Origin of the sequence: Aquimarina rubra (assembly GCF_042684305.1) — a bacterium.
GTDB classification, from domain to species: domain Bacteria; phylum Bacteroidota; class Bacteroidia; order Flavobacteriales; family Flavobacteriaceae; genus Aquimarina; species Aquimarina rubra.
Genome location: NZ_JBHULE010000019.1, coordinates 556,021 through 577,043 on the forward strand (window position 1 = coordinate 556,021; position 21,023 = coordinate 577,043).

Genomic DNA, 21,023 nt, shown 5'->3' on the forward strand with positions numbered 1-21,023 from the left:
CTATTCTTATTCTAAACCGCTCTGATTACAAAATAGTTTTTCTTTCCTCTTTGTAATAAAACAAACTGACCATTAATCAAATCATCTGCACTAATAGCGTATCCTTCTTTTACTTTTTCTTTATTTACAGATATAGAATTCTCCTTTAGTGCTCTACGTGCCTCTCCATTTGACTTTAAGAAACCTGTATGCTCTGCTAATGCTCCAATAATATCTAAACCATCATTAATAAGGTCTTTAGAAATTTCTGCTTGAGGCACACCCTCAAAAACATCTAAAAATGTTGCTTCATCTAATGCTTTTAAATCTTCAGAAGTAGATTTTCCAAATAATATATTTGATGCTTTAATTGCATTCTCCAGATCTTCCTCAGAGTGCACCATAATGGTAATTTCATCGGCCAATTTTTTCTGAAGAATTCTCTGATGAGGAGCTTCAGTGTGTGCAGCAACCAAACCTTCTATTTCTTCTTTAGTTAGAAATGTAAAAATCTTAATATACTTCTCTGCATCTTCATCGCTTGTATTTAACCAATATTGGTAGAATTTATAGGGAGAAGTTCTTTTAGCATCCAGCCAAACATTTCCTCCTTCAGATTTACCAAATTTAGATCCATCAGATTTTGTGATTAATGGGCAGGTTAATGCATATCCTTTTCCTCCTCCGATTCGTCTGATCAATTCAGTTCCTGTGGTAATATTACCCCATTGATCACTACCTCCCATCTGCAGTGTGCAGTTATGCTCTCGATACAGGTGTAAGAAATCATATCCTTGTACCAATTGATACGTAAATTCTGTAAAAGACATTCCATCAGAAGACTCCGATGAAATTCTATTCTTTACAGAATCCTTCGCCATCATATAGTTTACGGTAATATGTTTACCTACGTCTCTTATAAAATCAAGGAATGAAAAATCTTTCATCCAATCATAATTATTCACTAAAACTGCTGCATTTGCAGCTTCGCTTTCAAAATCCAAAAACTGTGCTAATTGAGATTTTATCGCTTCCTGGTTATGTCTTAATGTTTTTTCATCAAGAAGGTTACGTTCAGAAGGTTTACCAGATGGGTCTCCGATCATTCCGGTAGCACCTCCAACTAAGGCAAAAGGTTTATGTCCTGCTCGCTGATAATGCGCCAGTAACATAATCGGTACAAGATTTCCTATATGTAATGAATCTGCCGTAGGATCAAAACCTACATATGCTGCTCTCATTTGTTCCATCAGGTATTCTTCTGTACCAGGCATAGCATCATGTAGCATTCCTCTCCAGCGTAGTTCTTCTATAAAATTTATAGCCATTTTAGTATAATTCAATTAGATGCGGCAAAGATAAAAATATGAATTATATAGCGCTATGAATACTACAGAAATCGCTTTACCCAACTGAGCTGGTTACAATTCCTTAAACTTATCTATCAATTGAATTGCTTTTTCTTTGTAGATTCCATCGTATTGAATGATTACTTTAAGGAGTTCCCAAGATTTTTTAATTTCTCCTAACTTAAGATATGTAAGTGCTTTATACCAACTTGCATCTTCGAAATAATTACTGGTATCTGTTATGGTTTCAAACTGTTTTAATGCCTCTTGTTCCTTACCAAGATTAAGATAACTATTCCCAAGATATAATCTAAGCTGATCGGGTAAAGAACTAGAAGTAGTTTTATTTAGTCCAGAAATCACCTTTTCATAATTACCTTCAGCATAGTTTTTCTTTATTAGATGAAGTTCATTTGTATGATCGCCTCTTGTGATATCTTCTGCCGGATATGGTTCATAATAGGAACTATATAAATCTGAATAATCCGTTGATCCACTAAAATTGTTCCACAGCAAGGTCCCAACTCCAAGAAGAATAACAATGAAAGCAGCAACTTTCAAATACGAAAAATAGGAGGTTGATTGATCAATAGATTCTTCCTGTTTTACCTCTTCAGTAATTTTTTGTAATTTTTCTTTAAAATGAAGGGTATCAGTATTATTTAATACCTGATGCAACTTGCGGTGTTTATCAACCTCAAGAGCAAGTTCAGGATCTGAGATCATTTCATTTTCAAATGCTATGAGTTCATCTCCTGATAATGTCTTAACCAGATACCTTTCTATTTTTTCAAACAATTCCTGAGTTCTTTCCATACTTATTTTTCTTTTTCAGAGATCATTTTTAGTTCTTTATATATGGGATCCTTTTCTATTCTTTCCAGTAATGCTTTTTTGCACTCAAATTTCTTTTTACGCGTATACCCTTCAGAATACCCAGTAATAGCGGCAATATCCTTCATACTATTCCCTTTAAAAACGAGATTTAATAAATCCTTACAGGTATTACTTAACGTAAGGAAATATTTGCGATACAAATGTTCACGCTCTTTATTCTCTATTTCTTCGGCAATAGACATTTCAAATCCCTCATCTGCCTCTATTATTTCACTATCTACGATCAATCTTTTCTTCTTTCGTAATCGACTTCTCCATAAATTTTTGCATACTGCATAAAGATATGTTCGTATCGAAACATTCTTATTCATATCGAGAGAACCCGATTTCAATTTCTCATAAATCACTATCAAAGCATCCTGAAAAACATCTTCTGCATCTGTATCATCACCAGAATTTTGAAGGACAAAACCCTTTATATAGTTATAGTTTTTTTTATAGAAAGCTTTAATAACCTGAGTATTTCCAGCTGCAATCCCTTCTAAAATTCTTCTTTCTTCATTGTTACTCATAGATTAATGTCGTAACATAGTAATCTGTTACCTTTATTATGAATTTTATTTTACACTGTAAAAGTAACATTTTTACGTTCTTTGCTATAAAGAAATACATATTACTATGTGTTTTGATATAGATAGTGAAAAAAGCTAAAACAAACAACAGGTGAAATCCTATGACAACTTATGAAGCCACTTGAATATCTTTTTGATATTAAGATTTTTTGTTTCTTTATCCTCATCCTTCCATTTTGTAGCATCTCTGCACAAAAAATTCAGGATACTGTTATAGCTTCCCAATATCTAAAAAAGGCTGAGTCCTTGTTATCAGAAAACAAACTCGAAAGTTCTGTAGTTTACTTTAAAAAAGCATTAGATATAGAGTCCAAAATACTGGGTCAACATCACGAAAAAATTATAATTTATTACGATCGAATAGGGCTTATCTATAACAACTTAGGAGAACATGAAATCGCTCTTGATTATTTTAAAACATTTTTAAAGTTAGCCACAAAAAGATATGGATTATATCATTTTTATGCAGGTTACGGTTTCCTAAATATCGGATTGACTTATCAAAACTTACTACGATATGATTTGGCCCTCGACAATTATGAGAAATCTTTGATTATATTCCAATATTGCAAAAAAAAGGACATGATTGCGTTTATATACGACAACATGGGAAATGTTTTTACCAAAAGTGGAGAAAACAATAAGGCAATCGAGTACTACAATAAAAGTATAAGAATAGGAACAACATTATTTGGCAAATACTACCTTGAAAATGGCAAAAGTTATAAAAACATTGGAGATTTATATACCGATCAAAAGGAGTATGAAAAAGCGTTATCCTACTACGAAAAAAGCTTAAAGATATATCTCAATGCTTATGGAGAAAACAATTTAAAAGTGGCAAATCTTAATTTTGACATTGCAGATTTATATCATGACAAAAAAGAATATGATACTTCATTAAAGTATTACGAGAAAGCGCTCTCAGGATATATGGAAGTTTTAGATGAGGATCATCCAAAAATTGTGAATCTAAACTTACGAATAGCAAATATTTATACTAAAAAAAAGAAATATGACGATGCTTTACAATACTACGAAAAAGGCCTGAATATATTTCAAACTACTCGTGGCAAGTCCCATTTGCTAACTTCAGACTTCTACTATAGCATTGCAACAGTTTACAATGAAAAGAAAGAATTTGTAAGAGCAATTTCCTATTTTGACAAAGCCGTAATGGCAAACAAAAAAGCTCAATATCCCAGCAATACTATAAACGACTTTGACCCAAGTCAATATTATGACTCCAAATTACTTTTAAAGGTTCTTCACGGAAAAGCTAAAACATTACAGGCTAGTTATATCAAATTTAAAAATGATGAAGATTTAAGTAATAGTTTAAAAATATATGAGCAAGCGGATATACTAATTGAATACATTAGAAAATCTTATCACGATTATCAGGAAAAGCTGATGTTTGCTGAAAAAGCAAGAGAAATTTATGCTGATGCAATAAAGACCCAATTATTACACTATAGAAAAGTAGTCACAAAACCAACATTGGAAAAAGTGATTTATTACATCGAAAAAAGCAAGGCCAACATGCTTAAAGATTTAATCAACGAATCCAAAACAAAAGACTTTGCAGGACCTACCGTTGAATTATTAGAATTAGAAAGAATTCAAAAAATTAATCGTTCTTTCTATCAATCCAGAATCATCGAAGAAAGGTCAAATGCAACTATAAATCATTCAAAAATCACAGCATACGAAAGCAAGCTATCACGGCTAAAAAGTATAGAAGACTCCATAGCAAAAGTATTGAAAAAGAATTACCCTAAATATCATCAGCTAAAATATGAGAAGGCTATTATTTTAGTTGACAAAATTCAAAAAATGCTTAAAGATGACTCCTCTTTATTAGAGTTTTTCATCTCAGATGATATCACCTATGCTATTACTATTACCAAACAAGAAATTGCGATAAAAGAACTCCATCTTCCAACGTTAACAGCAAAAATTACACAATTCAGACAATCCATCAAAGACAAGCATACTCAAGACTATAAAACAATAGCAAATCATCTTTACCGCGATCTTATTGCACCCATAAAAGAAGAATTAGTTGGCAAAGAATTAATTATTGTGCCTGATGGTACCTTATGGTATCTCAATTTTGATTTATTACTAAGCCAAGAAGATATATCAAACAACCCCAAGGAATTATCCTATATGTTGAAAGAGTATGCAATTTCGTATGCCAGTTCAGCAAATCTGCTATTTTCAAATAGAAAGAAGAGTCTTTTCGATTTTTCGCAAATGCAAAAGGAATGTTTAGCATTTTCATTTTCAGGGAATTCAGATTTTCAAAATTCGAAAGCTATAAGTCTATCTGCGCTTACTGAGTACGAAAATGATTTACCGGGAACCCGAAAAGAAATCAAAGCCATTGCCAATATTATAGATGGAAATTACTTTTATGGGTCTGAAGCTGTAGAAACTAATTTTAAAAAGAATGCCAGTCAGTATAATATTCTGCATCTGGCATTACACGGTGAAGTAGATAACGAAAGGCCTGAGAATTCTAAACTACTTTTTACCAAAAACAATGATTCGATAGAGGATAATATGTTGTATAGTCACGAATTGTTTGCATTAGATATTCCCGCAGAATTGACAGTACTTAGTGCCTGTAATACAGGAACCGGTAAAATTGCCAAAGGAGAAGGCATTATGAGTTTAGGAACTGCGTTTCAATACGCAGGCACCAAAAGTTTACTATTGAGCAGTTGGGAAGTATCGGATCAGACCACCCCAGAGTTAATGAAGAACTTTTATACCAACATAAAAGATGGCATGAATAAAGCCGAAGCCTTGCAACAGGCTAAATTACAATACTTACATAACGCAAACATGAACCGCACACATCCGTTTTATTGGGGTGGATTTTATCTATTGGGTGATGTTGCCCCGGTTCAGTTTAGTACAAATTATACTTTATATTGGGTAATTGGATTCGTAGGATTGATGCTATCATTTCTTGTTATATTTTGGTATAGAAAAAGAAAATTACATCCAAAAAAAAGTTAGAAATACATACAAAACATACACATCAATACATCCAAAAATTTACACCTTTTATCTTTGTAAAACCTGAAATACTTACTATCCTGAAGAGGGATACCCCAGGCAGAAATCCAAACCTTAATTGCACAAAAAAACATATCTCAATGCGATAACAATTTTTATTGCTAATTGTGTACATTAGTATCATAGAACAAAAACGATGATATTAGTTACCGGAGCAACAGGTTTAGTAGGTACTCATTTATTGATCAAACTGGTAGAAGAAAAATATCAGATACGAGCATTATATAGAACCGACACTAAAAAAGAATATGCCAAGAGCGTGTTTGTCAAATGCTGTAAACCCGAAGATCAACTTGCCTTTGATGCTATTGATTGGATTCAGGGTGAACTGAATGACATTCCTAAACTCTCCTCTGCATTTAAAGGTATTACCCGTGTATACCATTGTGCTGCCATGATCTCTTTTAACCCTTCACATTATAGAAAACTTCGTAAAATTAATATCGAAGGAACCGCAAATATTGTAAATCTATCGCTAATAAATAAAGTAGAAAAACTATGCTATGTAAGCACTATTGCTACATTAAGTGAAAACACATTGCAAAACCCTATTGATGAAACTGCCGAATGGAATCCGGAAATATCCGATTCTGTATATGCCATTACCAAGTATGGTGCAGAAATGGAAGTCTGGCGTGGCACGCAGGAAGGACTTAACGCCGTGATTGTAAATCCGGGTATTATTATAGGTCGAGGTTTTTACGATGCTGGAAGTGGATATTTGTTTAAAAAGATCCGTAAAGGAATGAAATACTACACCACGGGAACCACGGGATATGTTGCTGTTACTGATGTTGTTAAAATTATGCACCGCCTAATGAATAGCGAAGTTAACAACGAACGATATATAGTTGTGGGTGAAAACCTAAGTTTTAAAAATGCATTTTCCCTCATCGCGAAAGCACTTAACAAGCCTGCTCCAAAGAAGAAAGTTTCTCCTTTTTTAATGAAAACCGCATATTATTTACAACAGTTTAGTTACTTCTTTTTTAGAACGAAAAGAGTCATTTTTAAATCCTCAATAAAGAGTGCTTTTTCTAATTCTTTTTATGAAAACGAAAAAATAAAGAAAGAACTCACCTATAGCTTTACTCCTGTTCAAAAAGCCATTGAGACTACTGCTTCTTTTTTCCTAAAGGAGCATTAGATGTACTCCTTTTCTTAATTGCAGTTTCTATTTCTTGTTCGATTAACTCTTCATCTGTTAATTTAATCTTATCTAAGTCTGAGGGTAATACTTTTGCGTCTTTTAGACCTTTCTTTGCTCTTTTAATAGAATCCTCTATCTTTTTGATGGAGTCTTCTTCTTTTTTTAGTTTTTCAAATTTAATTTTTGATCCCTCTATATTTTTTTTCACTTTATTAAAAATCTCCTCGTATTCATCTAACTGAGCTGTATACCAGCTATTGTTTTCTGCAAACACTAAACTATCAATCCCATGTTTTTTTAGAATATATTCCTCCGGATTAATTTTCTCTATATCAAAAACCTTTTTGTAGCTTCCTTTTGCTGCTTTTATAAATGCAATATCCGTAAGTATCTCTACCATTTTATCTTCAGCAATAAGATTATCCGGCTTAGAGGGCTTATCAAGATCCTGACAAGAAAAAACAAGAAGCGCTAAAAGAAAGAGACTGTATATGATTCTTTTTTTCATCGGTCAAAAGTTAATCGTTGTCCATTTTTAACATCATAGAATTTAAAATTCTTATAGACTAAACTTCCGTTCACAAAAGTATGAGTTATTCTTGATTTGAATGTAGTTCCTTCAAATGGAGACCAACCACATTTATAAGCTATATTATCGGTATTAACAGTCCAAGGCGCATTAAGATCTACTAATACAGCATCCGCACAATATCCTTCTTTAATATAACCTCGCTTCTCAACCTGAAACAAAATTGCAGGATTGTGGCACATTTTTTCTACAATTTTCTCTAGTGAAATTTTGTCCTTGTGGTAAAATTCCAACATAGCAGGCAATGCGTGTTGTACGAGCGGACCGCCAGAAGGTGCTTTCGTATAGACGTTATCTTTTTCTTCTTTTGTATGAGGCGCATGATCTGTAGCGATTACATCTAATTTATCATTCAATAATGCTTCAAACAATGCGTCTCTGTCCTTTGACGTTTTTACTGCAGGATTCCATTTAATCAATGTTCCTTTTTCTTTATAGTCCTCATCAGAAAACCAAAGATGATGAATACATACTTCTGCTGTTATCTTTTTATCTTTTAATGGAATTTTATTCGAGAACAATTCCAGTTCTTTTGCTGTAGACAAGTGAAAAACGTGCAATCTAGCCCCCGTTTTTTTGGCCAGTGCTACGGCATTAGAAGAAGATATATAACACGCTTCCTCACTTCTGATAATTGGATGTAGCTCAATAGGTATATCGTCTCCATATTTCTCTTTATATATTGCAGTATTATTTCTTATGGTTTCTTCATCTTCACAATGTACTGATATCACCAAATCTGTGGATGAGAAAATCTTTTCTAGTACTTCAGGATTATCTACCAGCATATTTCCGGTAGAAGAACCTAAAAATAGTTTAAGTCCTGCTACATTTTTTGAATCTACCTTTAATATTTCCTCAAGGTTATCATTGGTTCCTCCAAACATAAAAGAATAGTTAGCATAGCTGGTTTTCGATGCTATTTCGAATTTTTCTTCCAGCTTTTCTATAGTAGTTGTCTGAGGATTTGTATTAGGCATCTCAATAAAAGATGTAATCCCTCCGGCGATAGCCGCTCTTGATTCAGTTTCTATCGTTGCCTTGTGTGTTAGTCCCGGTTCTCTAAAATGTACCTGATCATCGATAACGCCCGGTAAAAGATATTTTCCTTCAGCATCAAAAACTTGTACGTTAGGTGATTTGGCACTAATTTGAGGAGCAATTTCTTTAAAAAAACCATTCTCTATATACACATCACCATTCAAAATCTTTCCTTCATTGACAATGTTAGCATTCTTAATCAATACATTATTCATGATCATATCTCATAACTATTAAACAAACTCTTAAATTTCATTCTTAAAACTCCAAACACAGCTTCAGAGATAATTCCTTTACTCATTTTTGAAGTCCCACGAGTTCTATCTGTAAATACTACGGGCACCTCTTTTATTTTAAATTTCAAAAGGTATGCCTTAAATTTCATTTCAATCTGAAATGCATATCCTACGAATTTGATCTTATCCAGATTAATTTTTTCCAACACTTCTCTCTTATAACAGATAAAACCTGCAGTTGTATCGTGGATATCCATTCCTGTAATAAACCGAACATATTTTGAGGCCAACCAGGATAGCAACACCCTGCTCATTGGCCAGTTCACCACATTTACCCCAGTAACATACCTAGATCCAATTGCTACTTGCGATGTTCCTTTTGCACACGCATTATATAATCTTATTAGGTCATTCGGGTTATGTGAAAAATCCGCATCCATCTCAAAAATGTACTCATAAGACCTCTCTAACGCCCATTTAAATCCAGTGATATACGCCGTTCCTAATCCTAATTTTCCTTTACGCTCCAATAAAAAAAGATGTTCGGGATACTCTTCCTGCAGTTCTTTTACCTTTACTGCTGTTCCATCTGGAGAATTATCATCTACAACCAGAATATCAAAATCACGTTGAAGTGCAAGCACATTTTTAATAATACGCTCCACATTTTCGATCTCATTATAGGTAGGTATAATTACAACGGCATCTACCATTTAAAGTGTTTTCAGGCAAATATAACTAAATAATTACTAGATTATTTTCAGTTTTTTGCTCTTATATTATGTTTACAAGTATATGACTATCTATTTAAATTAGCGTTGCATTCTTATTTACTATACTTTATTTTATTATGTTGTAACTATGGCTTAATTTTATCCCATTCTGAGTATGGAAGTTATTACAAGAGAAATCATATCGACAGACTGGATCACTATAGTAATTATAGTGTGTCTTGCCCTTTTGGCAACAGCAAAGCTTATAAACTCCGCCAGGTTTTCTGAGTTTGTCATGCTTTTTAATACGAATAAATACATTGTCATTAATCAAAAAGGAAATAAGCTATCTACTTTTTTTAATGGTATTCTAATTTTGGTGCAGATTCTATCTGTATCCTTATTTATCTACCTCTCTATCGATGTATTAGAATGGAAAGATCAAGTTATCGACCTGACGCTCTATTTAAAGATCGCATCTCTGTATTTATTTATTTTTATCTGTAAAATTTTAGTGGAAAAAATAATTTCTACAATTTTTTCAATAGAAATTTTAATTGAAGATTACTTATTCTATAAAATATCATATCGCAATTTTTTGGGGTTAATTTTGCTACCTCTCAACTTATTGTTCATTTATACTGCAAAACCTTCAAAAATTGTTATTATTATTCTAATAATATCTTTATTGATCCTCAACCTAATCGTGCTTTTTTCTGTCTATAGAAAGAATGAAAACGTTATTTTAAACCACTTGTTTTATTTTATTTTGTATCTTTGCGCACTTGAAATCGCACCCTATTTTATACTGTACAAGCTAATTGTATAATTTAGGTTGTTATTTACAAATAAAGACTATATATGAAAGTGAAAACGATTTTGGTCTCACAGCCAGAGCCTAAAGTAGAAAATTCACCTTATTTCGAACTTGAGGAGAAAGAAAAGGTAAAAATTGACTTTATACCGTTTATTCACGTAGAGGGCGTAGATGCTAAAGAAGTGAGGCAACAAAAGGTAGATTTATCTCAATACACAGCTATTATTCTTACCAGTAGAAATTCTGTGGATCATTTTTTTAGAATTGCTGAAGAAATGCGTTTTAAAGTTCCTGATTCACTTAAATATTTTTGTCAAAGTGAAGCTGTTGCTTATTATTTGCAAAAGTATGTAGTCTACAGAAAGCGAAAAATTTACGTTGGTAAACGCACATTCCAAGAGCTTACTCCTTTGATTAAGAAATATAAAAGCGAAAAGTTTTTATTGCCTTCATCTGACCAACTAAAGCCAGAAATACCTGATACGTTAAACAACTTAAAAGTTGAATGGAAACAAGCAATTTTCTATAAAACTGTTGTTAGTGATCTTTCTAATTTAAGAGATGTTTTTTATGACATCTTGGTATTTTTTAGTCCTTCAGGAATCAAATCTTTATTTGAAAACTTTCCGGACTTTAAACAAAATGATACCCGCATCGCTGTTTTTGGAAATTCTACAGTAAAAGCTGCAGAAGAACACGATTTGGTGGTAAACATACAAGCACCAACTCCTGAAACTCCATCGATGACCATGGCACTTCAGAAATACATTAAAGAAGCTAATAAAAAATAAGCTGTTTCTTTTTTAGAATAGAATAAAAATAATAAAGCCTGAAATTTAAATTTCAGGCTTTATTATTTTATAGAATTACTATGTCACTTAAGTTAGAAAGCATAACGCTGTGGTCCTCCTCTACGGATTTCCTCATTAGCATATGATTCAAATTTTTTGAAATTCTCTCTAAAAGCATTCGTTAATTTAAACGCGGTTTTGTAATATTCCTCATCATTATTCCAAGTAGCTCTAGGGCTCAATACACTTGTTGGAACTCCGGGACATTCTCTTGGTTGCGCAACTCCAAACACGGAGTGAATGTGATAGTTATCGTAAGAATATAATCCTAAATCACCGTTAAGCACTGCCTGTATCATAGCACGTGTGTACTTTAGCTTGATTCTGGTTCCCACACCATAAGGTCCGCCAGTCCATCCAGTATTTACCAACCAAACATTTACACCGGTGTCTTTCATTTTTTTTATTAACATTTCGGCATATTTTGCTGGGTGTAATGGCATAAAAGGCGCTCCAAAACAAGCCGAAAATGAAGGAGTAGGTTCTACTACACCTGCTTCTGTTCCTGCTACTTTTGCAGTATAACCCGAAATAAAGTGATATGCTGCCTGACTTGGAGTTAACTTAGAAATAGGTGGCATAACACCAAAAGCATCTGCTGTTAAAAAGAAGATGTTCTTAGGGTTTTTACCAATAGAAGATTCCTGAATATTATCTATATGATAAATAGGATAACTTACACGTGTATTCTGAGTAATTGAAGTATCAGCATAATCTACCTCTCCATTATTGTCGATGATCACATTCTCAAGGATAGCACCTTTCTTAATAGCACCATAAATTTCTGGTTCCTTTTCTGCAGAAAGATCTATCACTTTTGCATAGCAACCACCTTCAAAATTGAAAATAGTATTTTCTTTTGTCCAACCGTGCTCATCGTCACCGATTAACTTGCGATTAGGATCAGTAGACAATGTAGTTTTTCCAGTACCTGATAGTCCAAAAAATATAGCTGTATCTCCTTTTTCTCCAACATTAGCTGAACAATGCATAGGAAGTGTATCCTTATATACAGGTAATATAAAATTTAATGCCGAGAAAATACCTTTTTTGATTTCACCCGTATACCCGGTTCCACCTATAAGTGCTATTTTTTTTGTGAAGTTTAAGATTGCAAAATTATGCTGACGTGTTCCATCAATATCGGCATCAGCCATAAAGCCTGGAGCATTAATTACTGTCCATTCAGGATCAAAATCTTTTAATTCCTCTTCTGTAGGTCTTAAAAACATATTATAAGCAAACATATTAGACCAAGGATATTCATTGATCACTCGTATGTTCAATTTATAATCAGGATCTGCACACGCGTAACTGTCTCTTACAAATATTTCCTTTTCAGAAAGATAAGCTGTTACCTTATCATACAACGCATCAAAAGCGTCTGGCTCAAAAGGAATGTTAATATTACCCCACCATACTTTATCTGAGGTTATTTCGTCTTTCACTATAAAGCGATCCATTGGAGAACGGCCGGTAAACTCTCCGGTATTTACTGCTAGTGTTCCAGATTTTGTGATTTTCCCTTGACCTTTTTGTACCGTTTCCTCCTGAAGCTCATCAGGAGATAATTGGTAACGTATTGTAGCATCTTTAATACCGTAATGCTTTAACGAAATCGTTTTCGTAATTGGATACAGTGGTTCCATAAAAATATGTTGTGTTTGTTATGTCTGGCAAAATTATAAATAAAAATTACACTAGCGGCTATAAATATCACTTAATCTTAATTAGCGAAGTAATAAAGAAAATCCATCCTAAAATTAACATAAAACCTCCCAAAGGTGTAATAAAACCTATACCTGACAAAGAAATTCCCAAAACCTCATCCAATACCAAAAGGTAAATAGACCCAGAAAAAAGGGTGATTCCACTTAGGAAGAAATAAAAAATTCTTTTTTTGGCAACGTCCCTTACCATCGTCATATTTCCTAAAATTATGCAAACGATTGCGTGATACATCTGATATCGAACGCCCGTCTGAAAGGAGTCAATATTGTCTGAGTCTACAAGTTTCTCTAACCCGTGTGCACCAAACGCACCTAACAATACTGCTAATAAAGCAGCCACCGCACCTGTAATCAAAATTGTTTTATTCATTCTTTTTTTAGCAATAATTGACTTTATTTTTAAATGAAAAATAAATTTTCAACATATTTTCTCGTAAGATATAACGAATCCTTTAAAATTGAGAACTTACTTTTTGATCTATTTACTACATTCGCATCAAAGTTATCAAAATAATCATTAGGTATGCGAAAGATACTGGTCATCGGTGCGGGTAAATCGACTGCGGTTTTAATTAAATATTTTCAGGACAAATCAAAATCTGAAAATTTACATATAACAATTGGAGACATTTCTATTGATAATGCTAAAGAACTGGCAGCAGATCATCCAAACACCCTTGCTATTAAACTAGATGTTTTTGATAAAAACTCTAGAGAAAATGCAATTAAAAATGCGGATATAGTAGTATCTATGCTTCCTGCAAGATTTCACATAGAAGTTGCTAAAGATTGTCTTAGATTAGAAAAATCAATGGTTACAGCTTCTTATGTAAGTAAAGAAATGCAAGAACTTGATGACCAAGTAAAGAAAAAAGGACTTGTTTTTATGAACGAGATTGGTGTAGATCCCGGTATTGATCATATGAGTGCTATGCAAGTGATTGATCGAATCCGTAATCAAGGTGGAAAGGTGATCTTATTTGAATCTTTTACCGGAGGATTAGTAGCTCCAGAAAGCGATACCAATCTTTGGAATTACAAATTTACCTGGAATCCAAGAAACGTGGTAGTAGCAGGTCAAGGGAGTGCCGCAGAATTTCTGCAAGAGGGAACTTATAAATATATTCCATACCACAAATTATTCAGGAGAACTGAGTTTTTAGAAGTAGAAGAATACGGCCGATTTGAAGCATACGCCAATAGAAATTCTTTAAAATATCAAAGCATCTATGGTTTAGATGATATTTTAACCCTCTACAGAGGAACTATAAGAAGAGTAGGATTTTCGAAGGCGTGGAACATTTTCGTACAATTAGGAATGACAGCAGATGACTACACATTGACAAATTCCGAACATATGAGTTATCGTGATTTTACAAACTCCTTTCTTGCATATTCTCCAACAGATTCTGTAGAATTAAAGCTTCGTCATTATCTAAAAATTGATCAGGATGATATTATCTGGGATAAACTCCTGGAACTTGACATTTTTAATACGGATAAAAAAATAGGGATTCCTAACGCCACACCTGCTCAAGCATTACAAAAGATACTCATGGATAAATGGACACTGGATGATGGAGATAAAGATATGATTGTGATGTACCATAAGTTTGGATACGAAATTAATGGAGAACGTAAACAAATAGACGCTACGATGGTTAGTATTGGTGAAGACCAAAAATATACTGCCATGGCAAAAACGGTTGGACTACCTGTTGCTATGGCTACGCTAAGAATACTTAACAATGAAATCACGTCTACAGGAGTTCAGATACCAATACAAGAAGAAATTTACACTCCAATCCTTAAAGAGCTAGAAGAATACGGTATTATATTTAAAGAAAAAGAGTGTGAGTACTTGGGTTACAACCCCGACGGCGCAATAGGATAATCAAGCTCGAAAAGTTTCATTTTTAAATCTTTACCACTATTTTTGATTATTAATTGTAATGTATTCTGGTTATGAAAGGACAATATGGTAGTTTAAAAATAGACGGTATCGATAAAGAGATTCTTCGTAATCTTATGGAAGATGCTCGAAGACCTATTCTGGAAATTGCAAGAAAAATCGGAATTTCCGGCGCAGCAATTCATCAAAGATTAAGAAAATTAGAGGCTTCCGGTTTGATTGCTGGTTCTAAATTTATTATTGATCCAAAAGTATTAGGATATAAAACCATGGCATTTGTAGGAGTCTATCTAGACAAGGCCGTAAGCAATCCCAAAGCAGTTAAACAACTAAAGGATATCCCTGAAGTAATTGAGTGTCATTACACTACCGGTAACTGGTCTATCTTTATTAAAATTCTTTGTAAGGACAATGAGCATTTAATGAATGTATTAAACAAAGAAATTCAAGCTATAGAAGGTGTTTCTCGAACAGAAACTTTCATTTCATTAGATCAACAAATAAATAGGCAAATTAAGATATAAAAAAGTCTCAAAGTTTTCATAACTCTGAGACTTATCTAACATCTAAATAAGGTAGACTTAATCTCTTCTGCCCATAAAAATAGAAATAAAATACAAGAGCGTAGCTAACGACCCTAATGCAGCCACTACGTATGTTCTTGCCGCCCATTTTAATGCATCCTTGGCTCCGGCATATTCTTGTTGATTTACCATTCTATTATCTTCTAACCACGCTAACGCTCTGTTACTGGCATCATATTCTACAGGAAGCGTGATAAAAGCAAACAATGTGGTCACGGCAAATAAAATAATTCCTACTAGAAAAATCGTATTACCTATCAATGAACCCGTTGCCGATAGAATCAAACCACCCATAATCACTATATTAGAAAGCTTACTAGCGATCCCTACAGCAGGAACAATCTTGGACCTCATCGTTAACCAACTATATGCTGTAGCATGCTGAACCGCATGTCCAACTTCGTGAGCTGCAACAGCAGCTGCAGCGGCATTTCTTTGATTATATACCCCTTCACTTAGGTTCACTGTTTTATTTCTTGGATTATAGTGATCTGTTAGCATTCCTGGAGTAGAAATTACTTTTACATCTCGAATCCCATTATCTTGCAACATTTTTGTTGCAATCTCTGCCCCACTCATTCCATTCTGCAAATGCACTTTAGAGTAATGCTTGAATTTGCTTTTTAGCTTACTACTAACAAATGAACTTACTAAAAAGATAATTCCGGCTAAGACATAATATCCCATCATAATTGTAAACTTTTTTTGTTACCGAACTCTTCTCAAGTTATTCTTTAGAAGAGTTCATTAAATTTACAATATTAAAAGCAAAAACCTCGCCATAAAGACGAGGTTTTCAGTTAAATAAACTTGAGTTAGCCAATAAGTCGAGTTTAACTTAAATAGTTATTTACATCTTCCAAAGGAAGGTTAAATGCTTCTGAAATAGCAGGATACACTACATCTCCGTTAATTACGTTTAATCCTTTTTTAAGCGGTTCATTATCTGCACAAGCAGCTTTCCAACCCTTGTTTGCTAATTGTACCGCATATGACAAAGTAACATTAGTTAATGCCAAAGTTGACGTATAAGGTACCGCACCTGGCATATTTGCTACAGAATAGTGTACCACGTCATCAATGATATAAACAGGATCTTGATGCGTAGTTGGTTTTGTTGTTTCAAAACAGCCTCCCTGATCTACTGCAACATCCACCAATACCGTTCCGGCGCGCATATCTTTTAGCATATCACGGGTGATAAGCTTTGGTGCTTTTGCTCCCGGTATTAGTACTCCTCCGATAATTAAATCAGAAGTTTTTATATGTTCACGAATGGTATATTCGTTAGAGAACTCGGTATTTACATTAGCAGGCATTACATCATCTAGATAACGTAATCGTTTCATACTAATATCAAGAATAGTAACATCCGCTCCCATTCCTGCTGCCATTTTAGCAGCCTGAGTTCCTACTACACCTCCACCCAGTATTAACACTTTTGCAGGAGCAACTCCAGGAACACCTCCAAGAAGAATTCCTCTTCCTTTTAATGGTTTCTCTAAATATTTAGCTCCTTGTTGGATAGACATACGTCCTGCCACTTCACTCATTGGTGTTAATAATGGCAAACTACGATCAGGATCTTCTACAGTTTCGTAAGAAATACAAACCGCTCCGCTCTCTATCATTGCTTTAGTTAATGGCTCACTGGATGCGAAATGAAAATAAGTAAATAATAATTGATCTTTCTTAATCAACTTATATTCCGGTTCTATAGGCTCCTTAACCTTAATAATCATTTCAGCGGTAGCATATACCTCTTCGATTGTAGGGAGGATCTTTGCTCCTGCACCGATATATTCATCATCACTAAAACCACTCTGAAGACCAGCATCTTGCTGAATGAAAACAGTGTGACCATGACTAACGAGTGCCATCGTTCCTGCAGGTGTAACACCTACTCGATTCTCGTTATTCTTGATTTCCTTAGGAACACCAATTATCATATTCTTATTTTTGGGTCGAAAATAGATGTTTTCTTGAAATAAAACAATAAAATGTATTTAAAAAATATCTTATCCGTAATTTGATAAAACACACGGAAAGCTGTTAAAAAAAGACTAGAGTTCTCAATTTATGCTACTTTTTATAGCGAATTTTAAAATAAAGTAACAAAAAACCTGATATCGCAGTAATAAAGTTGCACAAAATTATCGGTAAACTTTTTATCAAAAAGCCATAAACCAACCAACATAAGACTCCTGAAACAAAAGCTAACAACATTGTCATAGATAAACTATCAGCTGATTTTGTTTTCCAGGTCTTATAAACTTGTGGTAAAAAAGCAGCTGTAGTTAATGTTGCTGCTATTAACCCAAGTATTTCTATTGAGTTGATCATATTTTTTGAGATAAAAGAAAATCAAAATAAGAGAGTCGATGTCAAAAACCCCTAATCCTAACTCCTTCGCCTCTTCTCGCCCATCGCTACGCATTGTCGTCCAAGGAGAAGGAACTCTTAAACTTAATTACATAAGGATTGATATTTACCCTACTACATTTACAATCTTACCTGGTACTACGATTACCTTTTTAGGTGTTCTACCATCAAGTTGCTGTTGCGTTTTTTCATGAGCCATTACGGCTGCTTCAATATCTTCTTTGCTTAAGTCTAAAGATAATTCCATCATAAAACGCATCTTCCCATTAAAAGAAATTGGATATTGCTTTGTGCTTTCTACCAAATGCTTCTCTTCAAAAACTGGAAATGCTACCGTTGCGATTGATTCATTATGTCCTAACTTATTCCACAACTCTTCTGCGATGTGCGGAGCATATGGAGAAACTAGCACTAATAATGGTTCTAAAATGGCGCTGGCGTTACATTTCTGAGCAGTTAATTCATTCACTGCAATCATAAAGGTACTTACCGAAGTATTAAAAGAAAAGTTCTCTATATCTTCTTCTACTTTTTTGATGGTTTTATGTAATGTCTTCAGATTATCCTTAGTAGGTTCTGCATCAGTTACACTGAAAACATCTCCATTATGATATAGTTTCCAAAGTCTCTTTAGAAAACCATGTACACCTGTGATTCCTGCTGTGTTCCAAGGTTTTGCTTGCTCCAATGGCCCTAAGAACATTTCGTATAGTCGTAAACTGTCTGCGCCATATTGTTCGCAAATACCATCTGGATTTACGACATTGAACCACCTTTTGGACATTTTCTCTACTTCTCTTCCTACAATATACTTACCATCTTCCAATTCAAATTCTGCTTCCTTAAATTGCGGTTGCCAATTTTTCAAATCTTCAGGAAGTAATTCATCAGATGCATTGATCATATTTACATCCACGCGCAGCTCTTCAACATTATATTGATCTTTCAATCCTTTAGAAACGTATTTATTTGTACCATTAACTCTATATACAATTGCACTAGTCCCCAAAATCATTCCTTGGTTGATCAGTTTCTTTGCAAATTCATCAACTGGCACAATACCTCTATCAAATAAAAACTTTTGCCAAAAACGTGCATATAATAAATGACCGGTTGCATGTTCACTTCCTCCTATATATAGATCAACTTCTTTCCAATAGTTAATCGCCTCTTGCGAGAATACCTCATCTTCGTTATGAGGATCCATATATCTATTGAAATAGTAAGAACTTCCTGCCCAGCCCGGCATGGTATTTAACTCCAAAGGAAATACCGTTGTATGATTTATTAGATCGTTTGCTACTACCTTACTATTTTCTAGATCCCAGGCCCAAACATCTGCACGACCTAATGGTGGTTCACCAGTTTCGGTAGGCAAATATTTTTCTACTTCAGGTAATTCTATCGGTAAATGCTTTAAGTCAATCATTTGTGGCATTCCGTCTACATAGTATACAGGAAACGGTTCCCCCCAATAACGCTGACGGCTAAATACTGCGTCACGTAATCTATAATTGATTTTACCTTTTCCCTGACCTAATTTCTCTAGCTCGTAAATGGCAGTTTTTACTGCTTTTTTATATTTCAAACCATTCAGAAAGTCAGAATTGGCAATGATCGTATTATCTTTATCCGCAAAGGCCTCTTCAGAAATATCTACTCCTTCAAAAATATTGGGAATATCGATACCAAAATGTTTTGCAAAGTCGTAATCACGTTGATCTCCACAAGGTACAGCCATTACAGCTCCAGTACCATAACCTGCTAATACGTAATCTCCAATCCAGATTGGAACCGGCTCTTTGGTAAACGGATGCTCTGCATAAGCCCCTGTAAACACACCACTAATGGTCTTTACATCTGCCATACGATCACGCTCACTACGTTTTGCAGTCGCTTCTATGTAAGCATCTATTTCAGCTTTTTGTTCTGGAGTAGTAATTTTGGATACTAGCTCGTGCTCTGGAGCTAATGTCATAAAACTTACTCCAAAAATGGTATCAGGTCTAGTCGTAAACACATCGATCACCTCGTCATGATCCTTCACCTTAAAAGTAACACTTGCTCCTTCAGAACGACCAATCCAATTGGTTTGAGAATCCTTCAATGGCTGTGGCCAATCAATAGTATTTAATCCATCTATTAAACGTTGTGCATACGCAGAAATTCGCATACTCCACTGCGTCATTTTTTTGCGAATCACGGGATATCCACCACGTTCAGAAACACCGTTTACGATTTCATCATTAGCTAATACAGTTCCTAATTGCGGACACCAGTTTACTTCGGTTTCTGCTAAATATGTTAATCTATATTTTAGTAATACCTCTTGTTTTTCTTTTGATGAAAAAGCATTCCAGTCAGCAGCAGTAAATTCGGTTATATCTTCATCACAAACAGCATTTACTTTTGCATTTCCTTCTTCAGAAAATAATTGCTCTAATTCACTAATTGGTCTGGCTTTATCGGCATCATTATCATACCAGGAATTGAAAAGTTCTGTAAAGATCCACTGTGTCCATTTATAAAATGTGGGATCACTGGTTTTTACCTCGCGACTCCAATCAAAAGAAAATCCAATCTTATCTAATTGCTCACGATATCTAGCGATATTTTCTTTGGTAGTGATTGCTGGGTGTTGCCCCGTTTGGATCGCATACTGCTCTGCCGGTAAACCAAATGAGTCATATCCCTGCGGATGCAATACATTAAAACCTTTATGACGCTTATATCTTGCATAAATATCACTGGCAATATATCCTAGTGGATGCCCAACGTGTAATCCTGCTCCAGAAGGATAAGGAAACATGTCTAGCACATAGTATTTTGGTTTATCGCTGTTGTTTTCAGCTTTAAACGTTCCATTCTCTGCCCAAAAGGCTTGCCATCTGGCTTCAATCGTATTAAAATCGTAACTCATGATCTGAAATTAAGACCGCAAATTTACGATTTTATGCGAGTTAAACGACAGATCACTTTTAAGTTCTTTCTAATTTGATTTTCAAATTTAAACCTTCAACATTATATCTTTCATTTCTTTTGCTTGTCCAAAAGAAACGAAACAAAGAAAAAGACACCTTTTACAAGGAATTTTTATTCGATAAATCTCATAAAACCATACTCAAAACTTC

Annotated in this window: 19 protein-coding genes; 6 read left to right on the forward strand and 13 right to left on the reverse strand. The window is 34.2% G+C overall.

What is annotated here, in order from left to right:
* Positions 1–11: 11 nt before the first annotated feature.
* The 3 genes from tyrS to ACFSR1_RS11115 form a co-directional block, all read right to left on the reverse strand.
* On the reverse strand, positions 12–1,307 hold the full coding sequence (tyrS, locus tag ACFSR1_RS11105) for a tyrosine--tRNA ligase (RefSeq protein ID WP_378292454.1): 1,296 nt from the start codon (positions 1,305–1,307) through the stop codon (positions 12–14).
* Between the two features lie 93 nt (positions 1,308–1,400).
* Entirely contained in the window at positions 1,401–2,144 is a 744-nt protein-coding gene (locus ACFSR1_RS11110) for a tetratricopeptide repeat protein (protein ID WP_378292455.1), read from the reverse strand.
* Between the two features lie 2 nt (positions 2,145–2,146).
* Entirely contained in the window at positions 2,147–2,737 is a 591-nt protein-coding gene (locus tag ACFSR1_RS11115; protein WP_378292457.1) for an RNA polymerase sigma factor, read from the reverse strand.
* 171 nt (positions 2,738–2,908) lie between these two features.
* On the opposite strand from ACFSR1_RS11115, the gene ACFSR1_RS11120 reads away from it, so the two are divergent.
* Both ACFSR1_RS11120 and ACFSR1_RS11125 read left to right on the forward strand, forming a co-directional pair.
* The gene (locus ACFSR1_RS11120) at positions 2,909–5,827 is read left to right on the forward strand and encodes a CHAT domain-containing protein (protein ID WP_378292459.1); all 2,919 of its coding nucleotides are present in this window, start codon (positions 2,909–2,911) and stop codon (positions 5,825–5,827) included.
* 196 nt (positions 5,828–6,023) lie between these two features.
* Positions 6,024–7,034, forward strand: a complete 1,011-nt coding sequence (locus tag ACFSR1_RS11125) for an NAD-dependent epimerase/dehydratase family protein (RefSeq protein ID WP_378292461.1) — start codon at positions 6,024–6,026, stop codon at positions 7,032–7,034.
* On the opposite strand, the gene ACFSR1_RS11130 is transcribed toward ACFSR1_RS11125, so the two are convergent.
* The 4 genes from ACFSR1_RS11130 to ACFSR1_RS11145 all read right to left on the reverse strand — a co-directional run bounded on the left by ACFSR1_RS11130 (position 7,003) and on the right by ACFSR1_RS11145 (position 9,913).
* Positions 7,003–7,545 carry a DUF4296 domain-containing protein gene (locus ACFSR1_RS11130; RefSeq protein WP_378292463.1) on the reverse strand — a complete coding sequence of 181 codons (543 nt, stop codon included), beginning with the start codon at positions 7,543–7,545 and terminating at the stop codon, positions 7,003–7,005. The two genes, ACFSR1_RS11125 and ACFSR1_RS11130, sit on opposite strands and share 32 nt — an antisense overlap.
* Positions 7,542–8,882, reverse strand: coding sequence for a dihydroorotase (locus tag ACFSR1_RS11135; RefSeq protein ID WP_378294497.1), 1,341 nt, complete (start codon positions 8,880–8,882; stop codon positions 7,542–7,544). Before ACFSR1_RS11135 ends, ACFSR1_RS11130 begins: the two co-directional genes overlap by 4 nt.
* Before the next feature lie 2 nt (positions 8,883–8,884).
* On the reverse strand, positions 8,885–9,616 hold the full coding sequence (locus ACFSR1_RS11140; protein WP_378292465.1) for a polyprenol monophosphomannose synthase: 732 nt from the start codon (positions 9,614–9,616) through the stop codon (positions 8,885–8,887).
* Positions 9,617–9,775: 159 nt separating this feature from the next.
* Positions 9,776–9,913: a hypothetical protein gene (locus tag ACFSR1_RS11145; RefSeq protein WP_378294527.1), complete on the reverse strand. Its 138-nt coding sequence runs from the start codon at positions 9,911–9,913 to the stop codon at positions 9,776–9,778.
* Here ACFSR1_RS11145 and ACFSR1_RS11150 point away from each other — a divergent pair.
* Together ACFSR1_RS11150 and ACFSR1_RS11155 are read left to right on the forward strand one after the other, a co-directional pair.
* Positions 9,849–10,445, forward strand: a complete 597-nt coding sequence (locus tag ACFSR1_RS11150) for a DUF4271 domain-containing protein (RefSeq protein ID WP_378294498.1) — start codon at positions 9,849–9,851, stop codon at positions 10,443–10,445. The genes ACFSR1_RS11145 and ACFSR1_RS11150 overlap by 65 nt on opposite strands.
* Before the next feature lie 32 nt (positions 10,446–10,477).
* Entirely contained in the window at positions 10,478–11,224 is a 747-nt protein-coding gene (locus ACFSR1_RS11155) for a uroporphyrinogen-III synthase (protein WP_378292467.1), read from the forward strand.
* A gap of 92 nt (positions 11,225–11,316) precedes the next feature.
* Here ACFSR1_RS11155 and pckA read toward each other — a convergent pair whose 3' ends face one another.
* On the reverse strand, positions 11,317–12,933 hold the full coding sequence (pckA, locus tag ACFSR1_RS11160; RefSeq protein WP_378292468.1) for a phosphoenolpyruvate carboxykinase (ATP): 1,617 nt from the start codon (positions 12,931–12,933) through the stop codon (positions 11,317–11,319).
* Between the two features lie 67 nt (positions 12,934–13,000).
* A complete protein-coding gene (locus tag ACFSR1_RS11165; protein ID WP_378292470.1) occupies positions 13,001–13,384 on the reverse strand; it encodes a DUF423 domain-containing protein in 384 nt (127 codons plus the stop codon).
* Positions 13,385–13,537: 153 nt separating this feature from the next.
* On the opposite strand from ACFSR1_RS11165, the gene ACFSR1_RS11170 reads away from it, so the two are divergent.
* Together ACFSR1_RS11170 and ACFSR1_RS11175 are read left to right on the forward strand one after the other, a co-directional pair.
* Positions 13,538–14,908, forward strand: coding sequence for a saccharopine dehydrogenase family protein (locus ACFSR1_RS11170; RefSeq protein WP_378292472.1), 1,371 nt, complete (start codon positions 13,538–13,540; stop codon positions 14,906–14,908).
* A gap of 71 nt (positions 14,909–14,979) precedes the next feature.
* Positions 14,980–15,450, forward strand: a complete 471-nt coding sequence (locus ACFSR1_RS11175; RefSeq protein ID WP_378292474.1) for an Lrp/AsnC ligand binding domain-containing protein — start codon at positions 14,980–14,982, stop codon at positions 15,448–15,450.
* A 57-nt stretch (positions 15,451–15,507) separates the two neighbouring features.
* Here ACFSR1_RS11175 and ACFSR1_RS11180 read toward each other — a convergent pair whose 3' ends face one another.
* The 4 genes from ACFSR1_RS11180 to leuS all read right to left on the reverse strand — a co-directional run bounded on the left by ACFSR1_RS11180 (position 15,508) and on the right by leuS (position 20,812).
* Positions 15,508–16,200: a zinc metallopeptidase gene (locus ACFSR1_RS11180; protein WP_378292476.1), complete on the reverse strand. Its 693-nt coding sequence runs from the start codon at positions 16,198–16,200 to the stop codon at positions 15,508–15,510.
* 143 nt (positions 16,201–16,343) lie between these two features.
* Positions 16,344–17,459: an alanine dehydrogenase gene (ald, locus tag ACFSR1_RS11185; protein ID WP_378292478.1), complete on the reverse strand. Its 1,116-nt coding sequence runs from the start codon at positions 17,457–17,459 to the stop codon at positions 16,344–16,346.
* 133 nt (positions 17,460–17,592) lie between these two features.
* Entirely contained in the window at positions 17,593–17,853 is a 261-nt protein-coding gene (locus ACFSR1_RS11190) for a SemiSWEET family sugar transporter (RefSeq protein WP_378292480.1), read from the reverse strand.
* Between the two features lie 145 nt (positions 17,854–17,998).
* Entirely contained in the window at positions 17,999–20,812 is a 2,814-nt protein-coding gene (gene leuS, locus ACFSR1_RS11195) for a leucine--tRNA ligase (RefSeq protein WP_378292482.1), read from the reverse strand.
* Positions 20,813–21,023: the final 211 nt, after the last annotated feature.

Excerpts from the sequence above, each read along its gene's own strand:
- ald (WP_378292478.1), bottom strand. The coding sequence starts at position 17,459 with ATGATAATTGGTGTTCCTAAGGAAATCAAGAATAACGAGAATCGAGTA.
- ACFSR1_RS11190 (WP_378292480.1), bottom strand. The coding sequence starts at position 17,853 with ATGATCAACTCAATAGAAATACTTGGGTTAATAGCAGCAACATTAACT.
- ACFSR1_RS11110 (WP_378292455.1), bottom strand. The coding sequence starts at position 2,144 with ATGGAAAGAACTCAGGAATTGTTTGAAAAAATAGAAAGGTATCTGGTT.
- pckA (WP_378292468.1), bottom strand. The coding sequence starts at position 12,933 with ATGGAACCACTGTATCCAATTACGAAAACGATTTCGTTAAAGCATTAC.
- ACFSR1_RS11120 (WP_378292459.1), top strand. The coding sequence starts at position 2,909 with ATGAAGCCACTTGAATATCTTTTTGATATTAAGATTTTTTGTTTCTTT.
- ACFSR1_RS11180 (WP_378292476.1), bottom strand. The coding sequence starts at position 16,200 with ATGATGGGATATTATGTCTTAGCCGGAATTATCTTTTTAGTAAGTTCA.
- ACFSR1_RS11170 (WP_378292472.1), top strand. The coding sequence starts at position 13,538 with ATGCGAAAGATACTGGTCATCGGTGCGGGTAAATCGACTGCGGTTTTA.
- ACFSR1_RS11145 (WP_378294527.1), bottom strand. The coding sequence starts at position 9,913 with ATGACAAACTCAGAAAACCTGGCGGAGTTTATAAGCTTTGCTGTTGCC.
- ACFSR1_RS11165 (WP_378292470.1), bottom strand. The coding sequence starts at position 13,384 with ATGAATAAAACAATTTTGATTACAGGTGCGGTGGCTGCTTTATTAGCA.
- leuS (WP_378292482.1), bottom strand. The coding sequence starts at position 20,812 with ATGAGTTACGATTTTAATACGATTGAAGCCAGATGGCAAGCCTTTTGG.
- ACFSR1_RS11135 (WP_378294497.1), bottom strand. The coding sequence starts at position 8,882 with ATGAATAATGTATTGATTAAGAATGCTAACATTGTCAATGAAGGAAAG.
- tyrS (WP_378292454.1), bottom strand. The coding sequence starts at position 1,307 with ATGGCTATAAATTTTATAGAAGAACTACGCTGGAGAGGAATGCTACAT.
- ACFSR1_RS11155 (WP_378292467.1), top strand. The coding sequence starts at position 10,478 with ATGAAAGTGAAAACGATTTTGGTCTCACAGCCAGAGCCTAAAGTAGAA.
- ACFSR1_RS11130 (WP_378292463.1), bottom strand. The coding sequence starts at position 7,545 with ATGAAAAAAAGAATCATATACAGTCTCTTTCTTTTAGCGCTTCTTGTT.
- ACFSR1_RS11125 (WP_378292461.1), top strand. The coding sequence starts at position 6,024 with ATGATATTAGTTACCGGAGCAACAGGTTTAGTAGGTACTCATTTATTG.
- ACFSR1_RS11175 (WP_378292474.1), top strand. The coding sequence starts at position 14,980 with ATGAAAGGACAATATGGTAGTTTAAAAATAGACGGTATCGATAAAGAG.
- ACFSR1_RS11140 (WP_378292465.1), bottom strand. The coding sequence starts at position 9,616 with ATGGTAGATGCCGTTGTAATTATACCTACCTATAATGAGATCGAAAAT.
- ACFSR1_RS11115 (WP_378292457.1), bottom strand. The coding sequence starts at position 2,737 with ATGAGTAACAATGAAGAAAGAAGAATTTTAGAAGGGATTGCAGCTGGA.